Annotated in this window: 13 protein-coding genes; 2 read left to right on the top strand and 11 right to left on the bottom strand. The window is 62.9% G+C overall.

Annotation, left to right across the window (positions count from 1 at the left end; genetic code table 11):
• Positions 1-125: 125 nt before the first annotated feature.
• On the top strand, positions 126-947 hold the full coding sequence (locus tag CP49_RS33170; RefSeq protein ID WP_156438790.1) for a class I SAM-dependent methyltransferase: 822 nt from the start codon (positions 126-128) through the stop codon (positions 945-947).
• Between the two features lie 22 nt (positions 948-969).
• Here CP49_RS33170 and CP49_RS33165 read toward each other — a convergent pair whose 3' ends face one another.
• From CP49_RS33165 to CP49_RS33150, 4 genes are read right to left on the bottom strand one after another with little or no spacing between them, the layout of a single operon-like run.
• Positions 970-1,383, bottom strand: coding sequence for a hypothetical protein (locus tag CP49_RS33165; protein WP_197423307.1), 414 nt, complete (start codon positions 1,381-1,383; stop codon positions 970-972).
• Positions 1,380-2,561, bottom strand: coding sequence for a glycosyltransferase family 4 protein (locus CP49_RS33160; protein WP_082646369.1), 1,182 nt, complete (start codon positions 2,559-2,561; stop codon positions 1,380-1,382). Before CP49_RS33160 ends, CP49_RS33165 begins: the two co-directional genes overlap by 4 nt.
• A gap of 10 nt (positions 2,562-2,571) precedes the next feature.
• Positions 2,572-3,849, bottom strand: a complete 1,278-nt coding sequence (locus CP49_RS33155; protein WP_057854335.1) for a glycosyltransferase family 4 protein — start codon at positions 3,847-3,849, stop codon at positions 2,572-2,574.
• Positions 3,846-4,640 carry a WecB/TagA/CpsF family glycosyltransferase gene (locus tag CP49_RS33150; protein WP_057854334.1) on the bottom strand — a complete coding sequence of 265 codons (795 nt, stop codon included), beginning with the start codon at positions 4,638-4,640 and terminating at the stop codon, positions 3,846-3,848. The genes CP49_RS33155 and CP49_RS33150 overlap by 4 nt, the downstream gene beginning before the upstream one ends.
• A 203-nt stretch (positions 4,641-4,843) precedes the next feature.
• Here CP49_RS33150 and CP49_RS33145 point away from each other — a divergent pair, with 203 nt between their 5' ends.
• Positions 4,844-5,944: an endo-1,4-beta-xylanase gene (locus CP49_RS33145; protein ID WP_057854333.1), complete on the top strand. Its 1,101-nt coding sequence runs from the start codon at positions 4,844-4,846 to the stop codon at positions 5,942-5,944.
• A 22-nt stretch (positions 5,945-5,966) separates the two neighbouring features.
• On the opposite strand, the gene CP49_RS33140 is transcribed toward CP49_RS33145, so the two are convergent.
• The 7 genes from CP49_RS33140 to CP49_RS33110 are packed head-to-tail and all read right to left on the bottom strand — an operon-like array spanning position 5,967 to position 15,782.
• Positions 5,967-7,406 carry a lipopolysaccharide biosynthesis protein gene (locus tag CP49_RS33140; protein WP_057854332.1) on the bottom strand — a complete coding sequence of 480 codons (1,440 nt, stop codon included), beginning with the start codon at positions 7,404-7,406 and terminating at the stop codon, positions 5,967-5,969.
• Between the two features lie 3 nt (positions 7,407-7,409).
• Complete coding sequence (locus CP49_RS33135) at positions 7,410-8,465, bottom strand: acyltransferase family protein (protein WP_245310990.1); 1,056 nt, start codon at positions 8,463-8,465, stop codon at positions 7,410-7,412.
• A complete protein-coding gene (locus CP49_RS33130) occupies positions 8,462-9,568 on the bottom strand; it encodes an acyltransferase family protein (RefSeq protein WP_057854331.1) in 1,107 nt (368 codons plus the stop codon). Before CP49_RS33130 ends, CP49_RS33135 begins: the two co-directional genes overlap by 4 nt.
• 42 nt (positions 9,569-9,610) lie before the next feature.
• Positions 9,611-10,645: a glycosyltransferase gene (locus CP49_RS33125; protein ID WP_057854330.1), complete on the bottom strand. Its 1,035-nt coding sequence runs from the start codon at positions 10,643-10,645 to the stop codon at positions 9,611-9,613.
• 19 nt (positions 10,646-10,664) lie between these two features.
• A complete protein-coding gene (locus CP49_RS33120; protein WP_197423306.1) occupies positions 10,665-12,065 on the bottom strand; it encodes a VpsF family polysaccharide biosynthesis protein in 1,401 nt (466 codons plus the stop codon).
• Complete coding sequence (locus CP49_RS33115; RefSeq protein WP_057854328.1) at positions 12,062-14,374, bottom strand: AAA family ATPase; 2,313 nt, start codon at positions 14,372-14,374, stop codon at positions 12,062-12,064. Before CP49_RS33115 ends, CP49_RS33120 begins: the two co-directional genes overlap by 4 nt.
• Positions 14,355-15,782, bottom strand: a complete 1,428-nt coding sequence (locus tag CP49_RS33110) for an outer membrane beta-barrel protein (protein ID WP_057854327.1) — start codon at positions 15,780-15,782, stop codon at positions 14,355-14,357. Before CP49_RS33110 ends, CP49_RS33115 begins: the two co-directional genes overlap by 20 nt.
• Positions 15,783-15,821 lie beyond the last annotated feature (39 nt).

The following is a 15,821-nucleotide window of genomic DNA, read 5'->3' as shown; positions in this document are numbered from 1 at the left end:
ATACGGAACCTGCTAACTGGAAGCAACGTCTTCGCTGTCCTCGCTGTTCGTCGGCGCTGCGGAACGCGTGGTCACAGCCGTCCTGTTCGAACCGTGCCTGCGAATATAGCAGGGCCGGGTTTCCCATGATCGGCGCGCAACCGGTGCTGATCGATTTTGCAGACAGCATTTTTGAACGCAGAATGTACGATGCCGAGAGCGGCTCGGTGCTGCAGCGGGACGTCAGCCGCCGTTCCATCGGATCGCGGCTGCATCGCCTTACCTTCGGGGGTAACCCGGTGGCAGTCTCCAACACCACGAAATTCATCGATCTGCTGAAGCGGGAGTCGAAGCGGCCTGTCGTGCTCGTGGTCGGCGGCGGGACGATCGGTTCGGGCGCAGACGAACTCTACCGGGATGATTCCATCGAACTCGTCGGCACCGACGTCTATGCCTCGCCGTACACCGTGCTGGTGGCCGACGCCCACAAACTGCCGTTCGAGGACGGCGTGTTCGATGGTGTCTGGGTGCAGGCGGTGCTGGAACACGTGTTGGAACCCGCGACCGTCGTTGCCGAGTTGCATCGTGTGCTCCGGCTGGAGGGCCTGGTGTACGCAGAGACGCCATTCATGCAGCAGGTCCATGAGCGGGCCTACGATTTCTCGCGTTTCACGCAGAGCGGCCACCGCTGGCTGTTCAGGCGATTTTCCGAAATCAGCGCCGGGCCGGTCGGCGGCGCCGGCGTGGCGCTGACATGGTCGATCCGCTATTTCTCGCGCGCGCTCGGCGCGGGCAACAAGCTGTCACGCCTGATCGTGCTGCCGTTCTTCTGGATCAGGTATCTCGACGCGTTCGGCCGTGGCCGGGCCGCGGCAGACGCAGCCAGCGGCTTCTTCTTTCTCGGTCGCAGGGCCGAACAGGCGATGGATCCGCACGCCATGCCGGAATACTACAATCGGCAAAAGTGAGACTTCGAAAGCGCGCGCGGGCCTATGAAAGACCCTTGATTTTCTTGCAAGGCGTCGACGAGGTCGACGACATCCGTGCGACGTCGGTTACGGAGCGGATGGAAAGCTTTTCCTTAGCCGTGATGAAGCGCAGCACGCCGTGCGGATGAGCGTCGCAGAACTGCGCAAGCGTGGCGGCCGTTGCCGAAACGCTGTCCTGTTTGGGGATCACGGCGATGCCGCCATCTCTCAGGATGTATGCATCCTTCACGTTGGACATGGCCGATGTCGCGATGCAGGTCTTGAACAGGTCGTTGTAGGCCTGCGGCGTCAGGGATAGCTCCCCGCCAGGAGTTCCCAGGAGATACTCGCGGCTCTTGCGACAGTTCTCGCTATCCGCCCCCGCCGCGCCAGTCGCGAGCGCAAGCAGCATGGCGGTCGCGACCATCTGCTTCATGCCACTGTTCCGAAGGCGAGGCCCGCGGATGTCCGCTTGCCGGCATAGGCCAGGCCATAGGTTGTCGCCGCGCACCGTTCCCATGAAAGGGCACGGGCATGGGCGGATGCGCCCGCCGCGAGAATGGCGCGCAGGCCCCGATCCGCGGCGAGCTCAGCGATCGCCTGCGAGATGCTCTCCACCGACGGCGGCACGAGAATTCCGGTTTCGTCGGCGAGCACGGCGTCAGGCACCCCGCCGACGTCCGTTGCAACACTCGGCAGGCCGGCGGCTCCGGCCTCGAGATAGACCAAGCCAAATCCCTCCACCCGGCCGGTGGCGTCCGGGAGTCCCGTCAGGCAGAAGAAATCCGACGCCGCGTAGAGATCGCGGATTTCCTCGTTCGGCTGCGGGCCGAGGAAACGAATGTCGCAGGCCGCCTGGCCGGCAGCCCGTTTGAGATCGCCGACATAATCGCCTTCGCCGTCCGGGCCGATCACGAGCCACGTGATGCGATCGCGCAGGTCGTCGGGAAGTCGCGACAGTGCATCGAGGGTCAGATGATGGCCCTTGCGGCGCGTGATCCGCGCGACCGTGATCATCACCAGCCGGTCTTCCGGCAGACGATAGGCCAGGCGAACCTCGCGGCGTTTCCTTTGCGCGCCGAACCAGAATTCCGATACGCCCAGATTGATAGCGCTGATCCTGCGCGGGTCGACGGCAAACCGCTCGCGGAACAGAATCTCGGTAAAGCGGCTGTTGGCGACGACCTCCGTTCGCGGCCCGAACACCCCGGCGCTGCGTATCGCCATGCGTTTCAGCGGCGTCTGCGTTTCGTTGATCTCGGTGCCATGCACCGTCATCAATACCCGCGCGGGTGTCCGCCATCTCGAAAGCGCGAGCGGAATGAAGAACGGCCAATCGGCAGCATGGACCACATCGTATCGATCACCGCGGACGCCGCGGCGCGCCAGCATGATCTTGCGCGGCATGTCGCGCATTGAATGGAGACCGCCGCGAAATCGAACGACCTCGAAGGGCAGCGACCGATCGTCATCGTCGGTCTGCCGCGCGTAATCGGGCGCCACCACGGTGACCTTGGCGCCGAGCCGACTGGCGGCCGCCGCGATTTCGCGGGCGTAAGTCCCAATTCCTCCCATCGCGGGAGCGAACTCGCTGGTCAATAGCAGGATGTTCAAGCCGGCGCCCTCAATAGGTCGGCGCCGCGGCGGCAAGTCCGCGCGCGTCTTGAATTTCCTGATGATAGCGGAACACCCGCGCGAGCTGGGTGCTCGGGGTGAACGACCTGATACAGTCGGCGACCTGTACCGGATTCATCACGCCCGACTCGATGGCAGTCCGGACGTCGACGAACCGCTGGACGAGCGCATCCGCCATGTCGTCGGGACTGCCGTCCCGCGCCACGAGATAACCGCTGACGCCAGGGCGGATCACACGCTCGAGCTGTGGCAGGTGCATGGCAACGACGGGGCGGCCCACCGCCAGGGTCTCGAGCACGCAACGCGGCATGCCCTCGAACTCGGAGGTCAGGATGCCGGCATGCGCGCTTGCCAGCGTCTCCGCCATGCCAGCGGCATCCTTGAAGCCGTGGCGCACGGTGATGTCTTCGATGGCAGCGAATTCTTCGAACCGGTGCGGATCGCTGGTGCCGATATAGTGAAACCGCACATCGCCGTTCAATCGCCGCCGCAGGCGATGGATCGTACGAAACATCAGCGGCGGGTCCTTGAACTCATCGAGCCTGCCGGCGAACACGATCTGGAACGGCGAAGAGTTCAACGGCCAGAGTTGCGGCTTGAAGATATCCGTATTGACCCATGTCCAGAGCGTGTCGATCTTGTCCTTGCGGCGCGGATAGGTCTGCTGCAACCGCTCGGTGATGAACGGATTGACGCAAAGGAATTTTTCGCTCATGGCGACGGCAAACCGCTCGCCGGTGTTGTGGACGAAGGCGTACTTGCGGAGCAGCGAATCCATCTGCAATTTCGGCGCGCCCTCGCCGTGAAGCATCTGCACGAATGGAAGCCGCAGGATTGCCGGCAGCCACGAAAATTCAACGCGCCGCAGATCGACCGAGCATCGCCTGGCGCGGATCAGCCTTGCGATCGGGCCGAAGTGGCGGAGCAGCGCCATAAAAAACTGCCCGGTTAGCGACGTACGGATCGTGCGGGCCGCCTCGCGCGCCTGCTGGTCCGAATAATGCAGGATGGGCAGGAAGTCGAAGCCGCGGCCGCGGAATGTCAGCCTGTGAAGCTTTCCCAGCTCCAGATCGCCCGTCGAGTCGACGCCGATGAAAAGGATATCGGTGTCGGTCGGATGGAACGTGATGAAGTCGCGGATGTAGGTCTCGAGGCCGCCGACCTTCTGGCCGCGCGGGTCGAACGGATGGATCAGGCAGATCTGGTAGCGCGGCTTGATACGGTTGGTGTTTCGCGCGCGTAGCGCCAGGGTCAATGTTGAAGTCATGCCGCTTTCCTCATGCGTGCCTGGACAATTTGCGGAATGGTTCGCGCAACGAGACGCGGCACCACGCTCATGCATTTGACATAGCGGGGACCGAGCCGCCGCGGCTCGCGCAGCATGCGCCACGCCCATTCCAACCCGGTTCTGCGCGCGATGGACGGTGCGCGACTCTGTGTGCCGGCGATGAAATCGAGCGCGGCCCCGATGCATAGCACGCCGGTTCCATTCAACTCGTCGAGACATCGCGCCGCGAATAGTTCCTGCCGTGGCGCGCCCAGTGCGACGAAGCAGAGTCTGGCGCCCGATGCGCGAATACGCTCGATCGCAGCGTCGGCTTCGCTGGAATAGGGATCAAACCCCGGTCCCGGCGCAAGGCAACCCGCGATCTGCAATCCCTTGAATCGTTCCGATAGACGCCGCGCCGTCATCTTCAGCGTGAGATCGTTCGCGCCCAACAGAAAGACCGGGAGTCCTTTCTTTCGCGCTTCCGCGCAGACCGGTTCGATGAGATCGGCGCCGGTCGTCCGCTCGATTCGTGTGCCCATGAGACGGCTCAGAACGACGATCGGGAACCCGTCGGCTGTGACAAATCGAGCACGGCGATAGGCGGCGCGAAAGTTGGCGTGTTGCTGCAACTGGACAACGTGATCGAGATTGAGCGTGCAGACGCTGAAGTTGTCGCCATGTTGCGCGGCCGACACGATCGACGAGACCGCTTCCGGAAGCGAGGGAACGTTGATGGTTATCCCGTCAACAGTGAGGCTGGGCTGCAACGGTGCTGGCGGTTCCGACAATGTCGATCTCCTGCTGATGATTTGATCGAGGACGCATTTACGCTGAACATCGACATGCCCGTTGCTTCGCGACGGGAACTGCGTTCCGAAAAATTCTCGACCGGCATCGTCACGAAAACGAACTAATGCGACGCAACGATGGCGATGTCGCGCTGCGAACAACAAGACGTTGCGACGAATCATTCACATGATGGAGATCAGCTATGCAGGAGTGGTCGAGGCGAAATGCGCTCGCTCTCATCGCAGGCGCAAGTGTTGCGTCGTACGAGAACAGAGTATTCGCCGCGCAGCCCGCGCAGAGTCTCGGCGCCATCGCGGCGCGCAACGGAATCGTGTTCGGCGCGGCGGCGGGTCCGGTGATCGACAAGGATCATGCCTATCGCGAGCTCTATCAGACGCAGACGCGCATCGTTACGACTGATATTGCGATGAAGATGGGAACCATCGCGCCGCAACCGGGGCCGAAGCGATTCGAGAGCGCGGACCGTCTGCTGCAATTCTGTGCAAGCCACAACATTCCGATGCGGGGCCACTGCCTGATCTGGAACGAATGGGTTCCGCAATGGATCAAAAATATGAGCAGCGCCGAACGCGAGAGGTTCTTCGATGCCTATATCGAGGAAGTGGCTGCCCGTTATGTCGGCAAGCTGCACTCATGGGATGTCGTCAACGAACCGTTCTGGCCCGGGCACAAGGCACCCGGTGGTTACAGGCTCGGTCCGTGGTACGACACGTTCGGAACGGGATACGTACGCCGCGCCTTCGAGCGCGTGGCGACGGTCGACCGGAAGACGAAACTGGTTCTCAACGAAGCGCAGAGCGAGCGCGACGATGACGTCGGTCTCGCGGTTCGTCGCGGCCTACTGCAGCTTGTCGACGAATTGAAGCATGCCGGCGTGCCGTTGCATGCGGTCGGATTGCAAAGCCACCTGCAGCCGCGGTATCCGCACGACCCCGGACGCTTTGCCGAATTCCTGCACGCGCTCGCCAAACGCGGTGTCGATATCTATCTGACCGAATTCGACGTGCGCGACGACACGTTTCCCGATGACATCGCGACCCGCGATGCCATGATCGCCGAGACGGCCGAGAAGTTCCTGAACAACGCGCTGCGCGTTCCGGCGGTCAAGATGGTGATAGCCTGGGAACTGGCCGATAACTACTCGTTCTATACCGATGCGGCGAAGAAGAAGGATCCTCTCGCGCAACGCCTGCCGCGGCCGCTACCGTTCGATTCGTCGATGCAAAAGAAGCCGCTCTGGTTCGCGATGGCGCGCGCGTTCGAGAATGCCAGGAAGTCGTAGGGTCCGATCGTGCCTGATACGCTCATGCCCCCGAATGTTGGGGGCGTGGGCGGAGCATTCGCACCAGCGTCGGTGCGTAGAGCAGGGCAAGCGCCGCGAAATAGACGGCGGCGCCCGCCGCGACATGTGCGGCCAACACGGCAATGGTGCGAGCTTCCGGAAAGATCCGCAGCAACGCCGCCATAGCAATCGTGGCCAATGCGATGCGGACGAGATGGCCGACCGGAAGACGCAGGCCAAATTTGGTGAACCCGATCGAGAAACTGACGATGGCGGCGGCCAGCGCCGCCAGCACGGTTGCGCCGGCGACGCCGGTGAGGCCCCATCGCGGCAGGAACAGAGCGCTCAACACCACGGTCGTCAACGCGTCGATCGCTGCGATGGCCATCATCCAGCGCGTCCGGTTCTGCAGGAGAAATACCTGATCGCCGAAATGGGCGCGCAGGTTGCGGATCGCGCCGGCAAGCGTAGCGAGTGGCAGGATGGCGAGCGTCACCTCCTGGAACGGCACTGCGATCAATAAATGTACGATCTCCATTCTCAGCATGAATATGCCGGCGAGGCTCGGCGCCAGGATCGCGGCAAGCAGCGCGCTGTTGGCGGCAAGCTGGCGCATGCCGGCCTGGCTACCTTCCTGTTCCATGCTCTTTACCGCAAGCGGGAACGCGGCGGCCGTCACCAGCATAGCGGCTACCGCCGCGGCGCGTTGGCCGAGGCCGTAACCCACCGCAAACAGTCCGGCTGCGGCCACGCCCGACATTTGGTTGACGATGAAGCGCGACGCGTTGAGGCCGACCCAGCCGAGCGCGCCGCCGACAATCAATGGAATGCCGTAGCGCAGCGCGTGTACGACGATCTCCCGGTCGACTGGCCAGAGGCTGTATCCACCGCGAATTCGCGGCAGAACGATAAGCACGGCGATCAACTGCGCCATCGCATAGCCGGCAAGTGGCCATTCTGCCGATTTGCCGAATAGTCCGATCAACGCCAGGCCGGCGACAAATCCGACGGATGGCCCGAACACCTGCTGGATCGTGTAGACCCGGATCTGCTGCTGCGCGCGGGCGCGCTCGCCGATGTAGAGGTTGAGAGACCGGGTCATCACATAGGCGACGGTGGCAACGAGAAGGCCCGTTCTGGCGCCGGGCGCGATGACCAGAAGCAGAATTCCGATGACGGCCGCGCTTTGCAACGCAATGGATGTCAGCAGGACCGCATTTTCGGTGCGATAGAAGCGAGGCGCGTCGTTGGCGTCTTGATACCGTCCGAGGAAGCGCAGCGCATACTGCGACCACCAGGCGAGAAAGCCGATCTGCAGCAATTCGTGCGTGGCGGTGATCAGCGTGATGACGCCGAGCGTGTGCTCATCGACGACATGCGTCCACACGATCATCGCCAGAAGCTGGAACAGCGGTCCGACGAATTGCGCGGGCAGATAGAGCAGGGTGTGTTTCAAGAGCATCGCTCAGGCCCCCAACCAGCGGCACAGCCGGGGGGAGGCGAGCTGCCGGACGGCCAGCAGCGCGGCGGCGCTGACGAGGACAGTCAAGCCGCTGCTAACGGCAAAGCTAGCGACGCCGCCGAGGTGGCGCAGCGTGGTGTGATCGCGCAGCGCCATGACGATGAAGATGTGCCAGAGGTAGATGAAGTAGCTGCCCGAGCCGATCCATCCAAGCAGCGGCGATCCCGGCTGGATGGCGAACAGCAGAATGCAGAACAGGGCTGCATAGAGGAAGAACGCGGTCGAATCGTAGGTGGCAGCGTCGCCCAGGTTGAGAATGCGCACGGCGGCATAGAGCATGTAGGCCCCAAGCATGGCGCCAAGCAACGAGCGGCGAATGCTCTGGTCGGTCAGGTCTGCGAATAGCGCGGTCAGTGCGCCGAGCGCGACAAACGAGAACCAGAATGGAATGTCGCGCATGCGGACTTCGTCGAGCAACGCGTCCGAGGCACCGAGTCTGGAGATGGCCGGGTCGAGGTAACTGCCGGCAAGCAAGCCGCAGCCGATCGAGAGTATCAGCAGAGCCGCGATCCGTTTTCTTGAATCCGGCCGTCCGGTCCCGCCAACCGCAAAGACGAGCCATAGACCGAGCGTGCAACAAATATAGACGAAGACGTAATAGTAGACGAACACGTATCCCAGCCCGAACCGGGCGAGCGTCGTGGTGATGCGGTGGTCCATCGCCGGATTGTGCAGCGCCATGTAGGCATAGGCGGCGGCGAATGCGATCGCATAGGGGATCAAGGCCGCCTTTAACCGCTTCGCGAGCGGCACGCGGCCGGAAAGCGCCGTCAGATATCCTGATACGAACAGGAAGACCGGCACGCAGGGCCGCAGCGCCGCGTCAAGTGATGTTGCCCAGATAGCGTCGAGCGGCTGCGGCAGCGAATGGATTCCGATCACCATCAGGATGGCGATGCCGCGCATGGCGTCGACGACGCCGTCGCGGCTTCTGGCCGTCGCATGCGCGACGCTCAGGGATCGCGGATTTGCCGCTATGCGCTCCACGACCGTCATCATGTGCTCTCCTGCCGCGAGATCGCGGGGGACGGCGCGGGCCTGATAGCGCGGCGGTCGTAAGCCTCGGTCAGATATCGCCGCAGCGGCGTTTCGAACGTGCGCAGTGAGACGACGCTTGCGAATGCAAGTACGACGATCGCCACCGGCGCAAGGATCAGCCGCTCATGCGGCGACAGGGAAAGCAGCCGCGATCCGAAGGTGATGACGAGGGTCGCAACCGGAATATGCAGCATGTAGCAGGAATAGGTCAGCGGCGACCAGCGATCGAAACGGAGCCGCGACAGCAGCGTCTCGCGCCCCGCACAGTCCGCCTGAACGGCGAGCACCGCGATGGCGTAGATCGCCACCAGGGCGGTCATCGTCGGCAGCATGGAGCCGAGCATGATAAACGCCGCCAGCGATGCGGCCAGCGCGCCGGGAATCGCAGGCCAATGCGCGATCCGGTCGCGAAACAGGTAGCAGGCCATGCCGAGGTTGAAGGCCGGCAGCGCCCTGAAGGCGCCGCCTTGGTTGATCCAGTCGGCCCAGGGCGTCGTTCCTGCTGCCGATGCCCAAAGGGAGTTGACGAGCGCGGTAACAATCACCAGCGCGATGACCGCCTCCTTACGTCGTTGCGCGATCAGCGCGACGAGCGGGAAAAGCAGATAGCAGAACATCTCCGCCGACAGCGACCAGCTCGGGAAGTTGAACGTCAGGCGCTCGCCGATGAAGGCGTGAAGCAGCAGGAACTGCGCGGGCAGGTCGGAAAGCGGGTAACGGGCCGGGTTGTCCGTTCGGGCGGCGCCGAAATGAAGCGCGCCGGCAAGCGCCACATAGAAGGCAAGCGTGGCGAGATGCAGCGGATAGATGCGCGCAAGGCGACGCCAGAGAAAGCGGCCGATCGATGCGGCATCGTTGACGCGGCCGAAATACTGACGGGCGATGACGAAGCCGGAGACGACAAAAAACAGATCGACGAACAGATTGAAATGCCAGGTGTGCGCGACCAAGAAGCGGCCGACAGGCACGTCCTTGAAGTAATCGGAATAGTGCAGGATCACCACGGCGCCGGCCGCAATGATCCGCAACCCATCCTGATGCCTTGTGGCGTCGGTGTCATGCAAGGCGGCGGTACTCCGGACTCGAATTTCCTGGAAGGGCTGATGTCAGGCGGCAAGACGGGCGATCAGGCTGATGACCGCTTCGCGGTCGCCGCTTGCCAGATCGTTCCAGCGGTCCAGATTCTGCTCCGCCTGCGTCACGTATCGGGAGCGCCAATTCTCGTTCGATAGCGCCGCCGCGATCCGCGCGGCCGCAGAGGCGGGATCGGCGGTGTCGATGTGGATGCCGGACTCGCCGAGCACTTCGCGGAAAATGGCGGCATCGGGCGCGATAATCGGAAGGCCGGCATACTGCGCCTCCAAAAGGGGCAACCCCAGGCCTTCGTCATGCGAGGTGCAAATGAACATATCGGCGGCGTCAAGCAGCCGGCGGACCTCGTCTGCCGGCTGATATCCGAGCAAGGTGACTCCGGGGCAGGTCTCGAGGGCTTGCCAGTCGTTGCCCCATCCCGGCCTTCCGACGATATCCAGCGTCGCTTCCGGAAATCCCTGCACGCGCAGCGCGTCGAGGATTTTCGCCGCCGCTCGGAAATTCTTGCGCGGCTCCACCGTGCCCAGCGCGATCAGCCGAAGGGGGCGGGGCTGTGTGCTCCGTTCGGTGCGCGCGTCCGAGTCCAGGCCAAATACGTTGCGGACAGAGGGCCGATAGAGCGTCACTTCCGCGTCGGGTCGGCAATGCGCGGCAAGTTTCCGCTTCGTATCGCCGGAATTGGCCAGAAAGCGCGGGTAGTGACGCAGCGCGAACTTGAACGGCCCCGCCATATAAAGTCGGGCCCGCATGTTGAGCTCGGCGCGCCGCGTGATCAGAAAATCATCGTGGATATAGGGGATCACCCGCGAAGCGAACGGCCGCAGCAGCGGACTTGGCGGAAAGCCGGGACACAGCAGGATAGAGGACGAAGCGGCGAGCCGCATCGGCAAACCCAGGGTCTGCGTCGTCAGCATCTGGCGAAGCCCCTGCGCCTTCACCGGCACGACATCGAGCGGCGCAAGCGCCGCCGCGGAGAACAGCTCAAGCGTGATGCGTTCGAGACCGGTGACGTGACGTCCGAGGTGGGTGTTGTCGACATAGATGGCCATGCGAAAGAGAATCCTAAAGTTATGCCGGAACGGACCGGTAGCTGACAGGGTTGCGGACTTGCTGGGGCGCGGCAACGCGCCGCTGCTCGCGCGGCAGCAAGACCGAAATGAGGATCACGAACTGCGCGAGCTGAATGTTCTTCGACGAGAAGCTCACCGAACTGGCGGCGATGACGACGATCAGCAGCACAATTGCCCATACCGCGCCGCTCGAACGGCGCAGCAATTCGACGAAGAAGCAGACCAGCCCGATCGTCAGTACGATGGTGTGGACGAGGCCGAACTGAACGATGGAGGAGATCCAGAAGTTTTCGATGCCGTAGTTGAGGCCGAGTTGCGCCTGCAACGCATTCACCCGAACCGGGTTGGGGCCGAGGATCAGCTCATGCCAATCGAAGTGCGAGAGCAGGTTGAAGGTGGCGAAGCGCGCCAGCGCGCTGCCTTTGTCCGAGGAGAAGCGCAGCAGCATCTTGTCGAAAATGCCGAGGTCGAGCGCGGCGAATATGATGGCGCCTGCAGCAAACAGCACGCAGATTGCGAGAATTGCCGCGGGAAGCGGCATTCGCCTGCCCCGCATCAGGCGGAACGCCTCAAAGCCTCCGACCAGCCCGATCATCGCCAGCACCGTGACCAACGACGTTCGGCCGCCAAAGGCCATCAGCGATCCCAGGCAGAAAGCGATCAGCGGCAGCCGCACCAAGAGGGGCGGACAAATCGCCGGACGAAGCACCAGCGCCAGCACGTAGGCGCCGACGATGCCGGATGCCGTCAGCGGGTGGCCCAGCAGCGCCGCGGAGCGCCATTCTCCCGCCACCAAGACGTCACCGAGCGTCAATGGGATCAGCCGATGGCCGGAGAAAAACTCATAATATCCGAGCAAGACGTTCAGGAGGATCGTCAGGTGAATGGCCCAGGCCAGCGGGCGCTTTTGCGCGCCCGGCAACTGCCACATCACCATCGCGATCAGGATCGGCAGCAGAAACGTGTCGATGATCACCGTGAACGGGCGTTCGAGCACAAACACCTGGATCAGCAGAAACAGCCAGCAGAGCAGATAAGCCAGCAGCAGCTTCGATTCGGAAAACATCCGGTTGATCTCGCCGATCGGGCCGCGGCTGCGTATCAGCAGGAGAGCAAATGCGAGCAGCGTGAAATAGGTCGCCGGGTGCAGCTTTTCGTAGAAGTTTCCGCCCGCCGTCAAATAGTGGATTTTGAAGTTGGTCAGGACGGAGGACGAGATCGTGAACGTTGCCATCACAGCCAGCAGCATCAGGCCGGCCGCCATCCGTTCGAGGAACGCGTCGGCATTGGTGATGCGCCCGCGCGCATGGGAAGCCCGCCGCGGCGCCGCTAGTGCAAGGGGGCGACGATGCACCTGGGCAACGCCGGTCGACCCGTTCAACGGTCCGCGCGCTCTCACCGCGCAGCTCCGGCATGGAGGCTCGCGGCGCCGTATGGCTTGAGATAGGCCGAGCTGCGGTAATAGTCATAGAACTGCAGGCGGCTGAGATCGACGCGGGTCAACACCGTTCCCATGACCCGGTCGCGGACCGGGGCCAGCAGGTCCATGGCATGGGACAGCACCTCGCCCGGAGTCTGGTCCCAGGCCAGCGCCAGAATGATGCGATCGGCCAGTTCGGCGAGGGCGCGGCCATCGACCAGGGGCACCAGCGGCGGCGAGTCGATCACGATCAACTCGTAGCGGTGACGGAAGTGATCGAGAACGTCGACGATCCGATCGGAGAACATCAGCTCTGTGATGAATTCGACTTCCTTGATGGGGGTAGACGGCAGAATCGAAAGTCCGGTGCTGCGATCCACCAGAATGGCGTGCTCAGGCGCGGTCTGGCCGATCGCCACTTCCAAAAGTCCGGCATCGGCGCGCGGACAGAGTGCGCGGGTCACTTGCGGGTTGCGTAGGTCGCCATCGATGAGGAGCGTTCGGATGCCGAGCATGGCCAGCGACTGCGCGAGGTTGATGGCAAGGGTGGTTTTGCCCTCGCTGTCGAGCGCGGAGGTGACCTGCACGACCTTCACCGGCTGCGATCGCATCGTGCGTTGCAGCGCGAGGCGAACGGCACGGATCGCTTCCGCAAAAAACGTGCCGGGCTCGTCGATCGCGTAACGCGTCAAGGGCGGCTGCAGCGCCGGCGGCAACAGTTTCGTGGTCTTCGGGTCATAGCGGCCGAGTTCATTGCGGCCGCGCCGGGCAAGGCCGGCCAGCTCCCGCGCGCCGATCAACGGAACCGCGGCAAGCGCGGGCACGCCCGAAATGGCTTCGGCCTGCTCGAGTGTCTTCACGCGGCCGTCGAGATAGTCGGCGAGAAACGCCAGCACGCTACCTGCGCCGAGGCCGAGCATCACGGCAAGGCCGAGGATCAGCATCGTCTTGGGCGATGACGGCCTGATCGGAATGCTGGCCTTGGTAACGATCCGGGAGTCCGGCATCTCCAGGCTCTCTTGCGCCGTGGTTTCCTTGGAGCGCGCCAGATAGGATTCATATTGCGTGCGGTTGGCTTCGGCCTCGCGCTGCAGTTCGCGCAGGCGCACCTGCGCCTGGCTTGAGGAAGTGGATACGCCCTGAAGCTGGTCGAGGCTTTGCTGCAGCGACGCTTCGCGTGAACGCGAGACGTCGTAGTCGTGCTTCGTGCTCTCCAGTATTCGCCGGATTTCTTCGTTGATCAGCTTCTGGGTGTCGCGCCGCTGGGCCCGGACGTTGGCGACGAGAGGATGACGCGCGCCATATTTGCTCGACAGGTCGGCTTCGTTCTTGGCGATGTCGGCGAACTGGGTGCGCAGTTTGGTGATCATTTCGGAGGAGATGGCCGCATTGATGCCGCCGGGATCGCCGCCCGATTTGGCGATGTCCTGGACCTGTTCGTACTTGGCCCGTGCCTCCGCCGTTTGCACGCGCGCGGCGATCAGCTTGTTGTTGAGGTCGGTGATCTGCTGGTCATTCAGCGTGACCCCCTGCGACACCATCAAATTGTTGGCGGAACGATAGTCCTCGACCGCCTTTTCGGAGGCGACGACTCTCGACTTCAATTCGTCGATCTGGCCGTTGAGCCAATTCGCGGCAATGCGGGTGGCTTCGTATTTGGCGCGAACCTGCTCGTCGAAATACGCATCCGCAATCGCGTTGGCGATAGTGGCGGCTTTCTGCGGCGATTCCGAATTGACGGCGATGTCGACGAGGAAGGTAGTGCCCTGCCGTGTGACCTTCATCCGCCTCTGAAGGATTTCCACCGATCGCGACTTGGCGGCATCCTCGGGACTGGCGCCGTCGCTCGGCCCGCTGCTGCGGAACAGCCCCTTGATTGGATCGAGGAGGCCGGGTTTTGGTCTGAACTCCGCATCTTCCGTCAGCTTCAGCTTGCCGACGACGCGCACCAGTATCGCAACCGACTGGATCAGCAGCGTCTGGCTTTCGATGGTCGCATCGTCCGTGCCGAAGTTCGACAGCACGGATTGGTTGGTCTCGACGACATTGGCGCGGCGCGGATCGACCAGCACGGTCGACGTCGCCGTATATAGAGTGGTGGTGAACAACAAATAGATCATCGCCAGGCCAAGCAGGGCGACAGCCGGCAGCAGCGCCATCTTGTAGCGGCGGCGCAGGATGCGGCCCATCTCGCGCAAATCGACGGTCGGATACTGCCAGCCTTCGGCCGGACGGCTCTGAGGCTCGTCAGGGATCACATAGGGCAGGTCAGAATTGCGCTGTAACATTCATGCCTACCAGGTGTTTGTCGAAGCTGAAGACGGGGACGTCACTGTCGCGCTTGGTGTAGCGGTAGTAGGCGGAAACGGCCGCGAAGCGATTGACGAGATATTTGACGCGCGTGTCTGACGTGAGCACGTTGTCCTTGCGGAGCTGGCCGAAGAACCTGTCGTTCTCGTATCCGCCGGCGAGCGAGACGATGACGTTGCGCCGCAGTTCGTAGTCCATGCCGAGCTGGACCGCGTTGGCGAGCACGCCGGTGGCGCTGGTGTCGGTGGTCTGCGTGACGAGCTGTTCGGCATTGAAATGCACGTCGAGCAGGCGGGTGGGTCGCCATGTCAGCCGCGCGCGGTAGGAAGGGCCTTCGATCATGCCGATCGACGGATCGTCGAAGCGTTGCTGGACGTAGCCAGCGCCGAATTCGCCGGTAACCAGATTGCTTAAGCCTACCGTGATGCCGGACAGGGCGCGATACCCTTGCGAGTCCAGCGTATGGCCCGGCGTTCCCCTGATGTCGCGTTGATTGCCTTCCACGCCGCCGAACCAGCCGAGGGTGGAAGAGATCGCATAGTCGATCCGGCTGTGGAGCGCGTAAATCTGTCCGTCGCGGGCGTCCTGGTTGATGACGCTGCCGTCCTGCGCGCGTGTCGATCCGAAGTCGTAGGAATCAGTGCGGAAGCCGATCGACGTCGTCAGCCGGTTGAATTCCCTGCGCAGCGTGACGTCGCCGGACATCAGATTATACGGTGTCGGCGATATGGCGTTGCTGGGCGAATTGAGCGAGCCGACGCCTTCGTTCAGATGCGCGATCTGAAAGCTGCCCAGCAGCATCGTGTCTTTCGTGATATCAAGCCAGCCATTGCCCTTCAGACTGGCATTGGTCTGGTTCAGGCTCGAATACTGGCTATAGGCCGTCGACTGCGCATTCAGTTTCAGGTCGAGACCATGCCGCCCCCATAATGAGTGTGCGCGCAGGGTCGGCTCAATCACCGCCGCGATATCGGAGCGCTGCGCTGTGTTCGACGCAAAGACGTTGCTGTCGTAAAAGGTACCGGCGGTCAGCGACGGGTTGAACATCCAGGAGCCGGAGCGAATGCCGATGGGTTCATAGCCAGGCTGTTGTCGCTTCTTCACCGGCATGTCCTCGGGCGGTATCTCTTCGCGGGTTTCCGGGTCGGTCCTGTCTGGCAGGGATGACGGCTCAAAGATTTTCTGTGCGTTCCAGGGTGAGGCGAATTCTCCGCTGGTCCACGGGATCGCCTGGGCATGCGCCGACGATCCGAGACCCAGCAGGATTGCAGCGGCCGGCGCCGGCAAGAGGTTGAAGCGGCGTCGGCCGGATACGCGTATGGAATGCGATCGTTCTCCGCTTCCTTCGGACGCATTCGTCCATGCAAGTGCAAACTCGAATCCCATCACCCATCCCTTGCGGGAGCGCGAAGGCGGCGAACACTT

Origin of the sequence: Bradyrhizobium valentinum (assembly GCF_001440405.1) — a bacterium.
GTDB lineage: Bacteria > Pseudomonadota > Alphaproteobacteria > Rhizobiales > Xanthobacteraceae > Bradyrhizobium > Bradyrhizobium valentinum.
The sequence above is the reverse complement of the archived record's forward strand: the minus strand, read 5'-3'. Positions and strand labels throughout refer to the sequence as shown.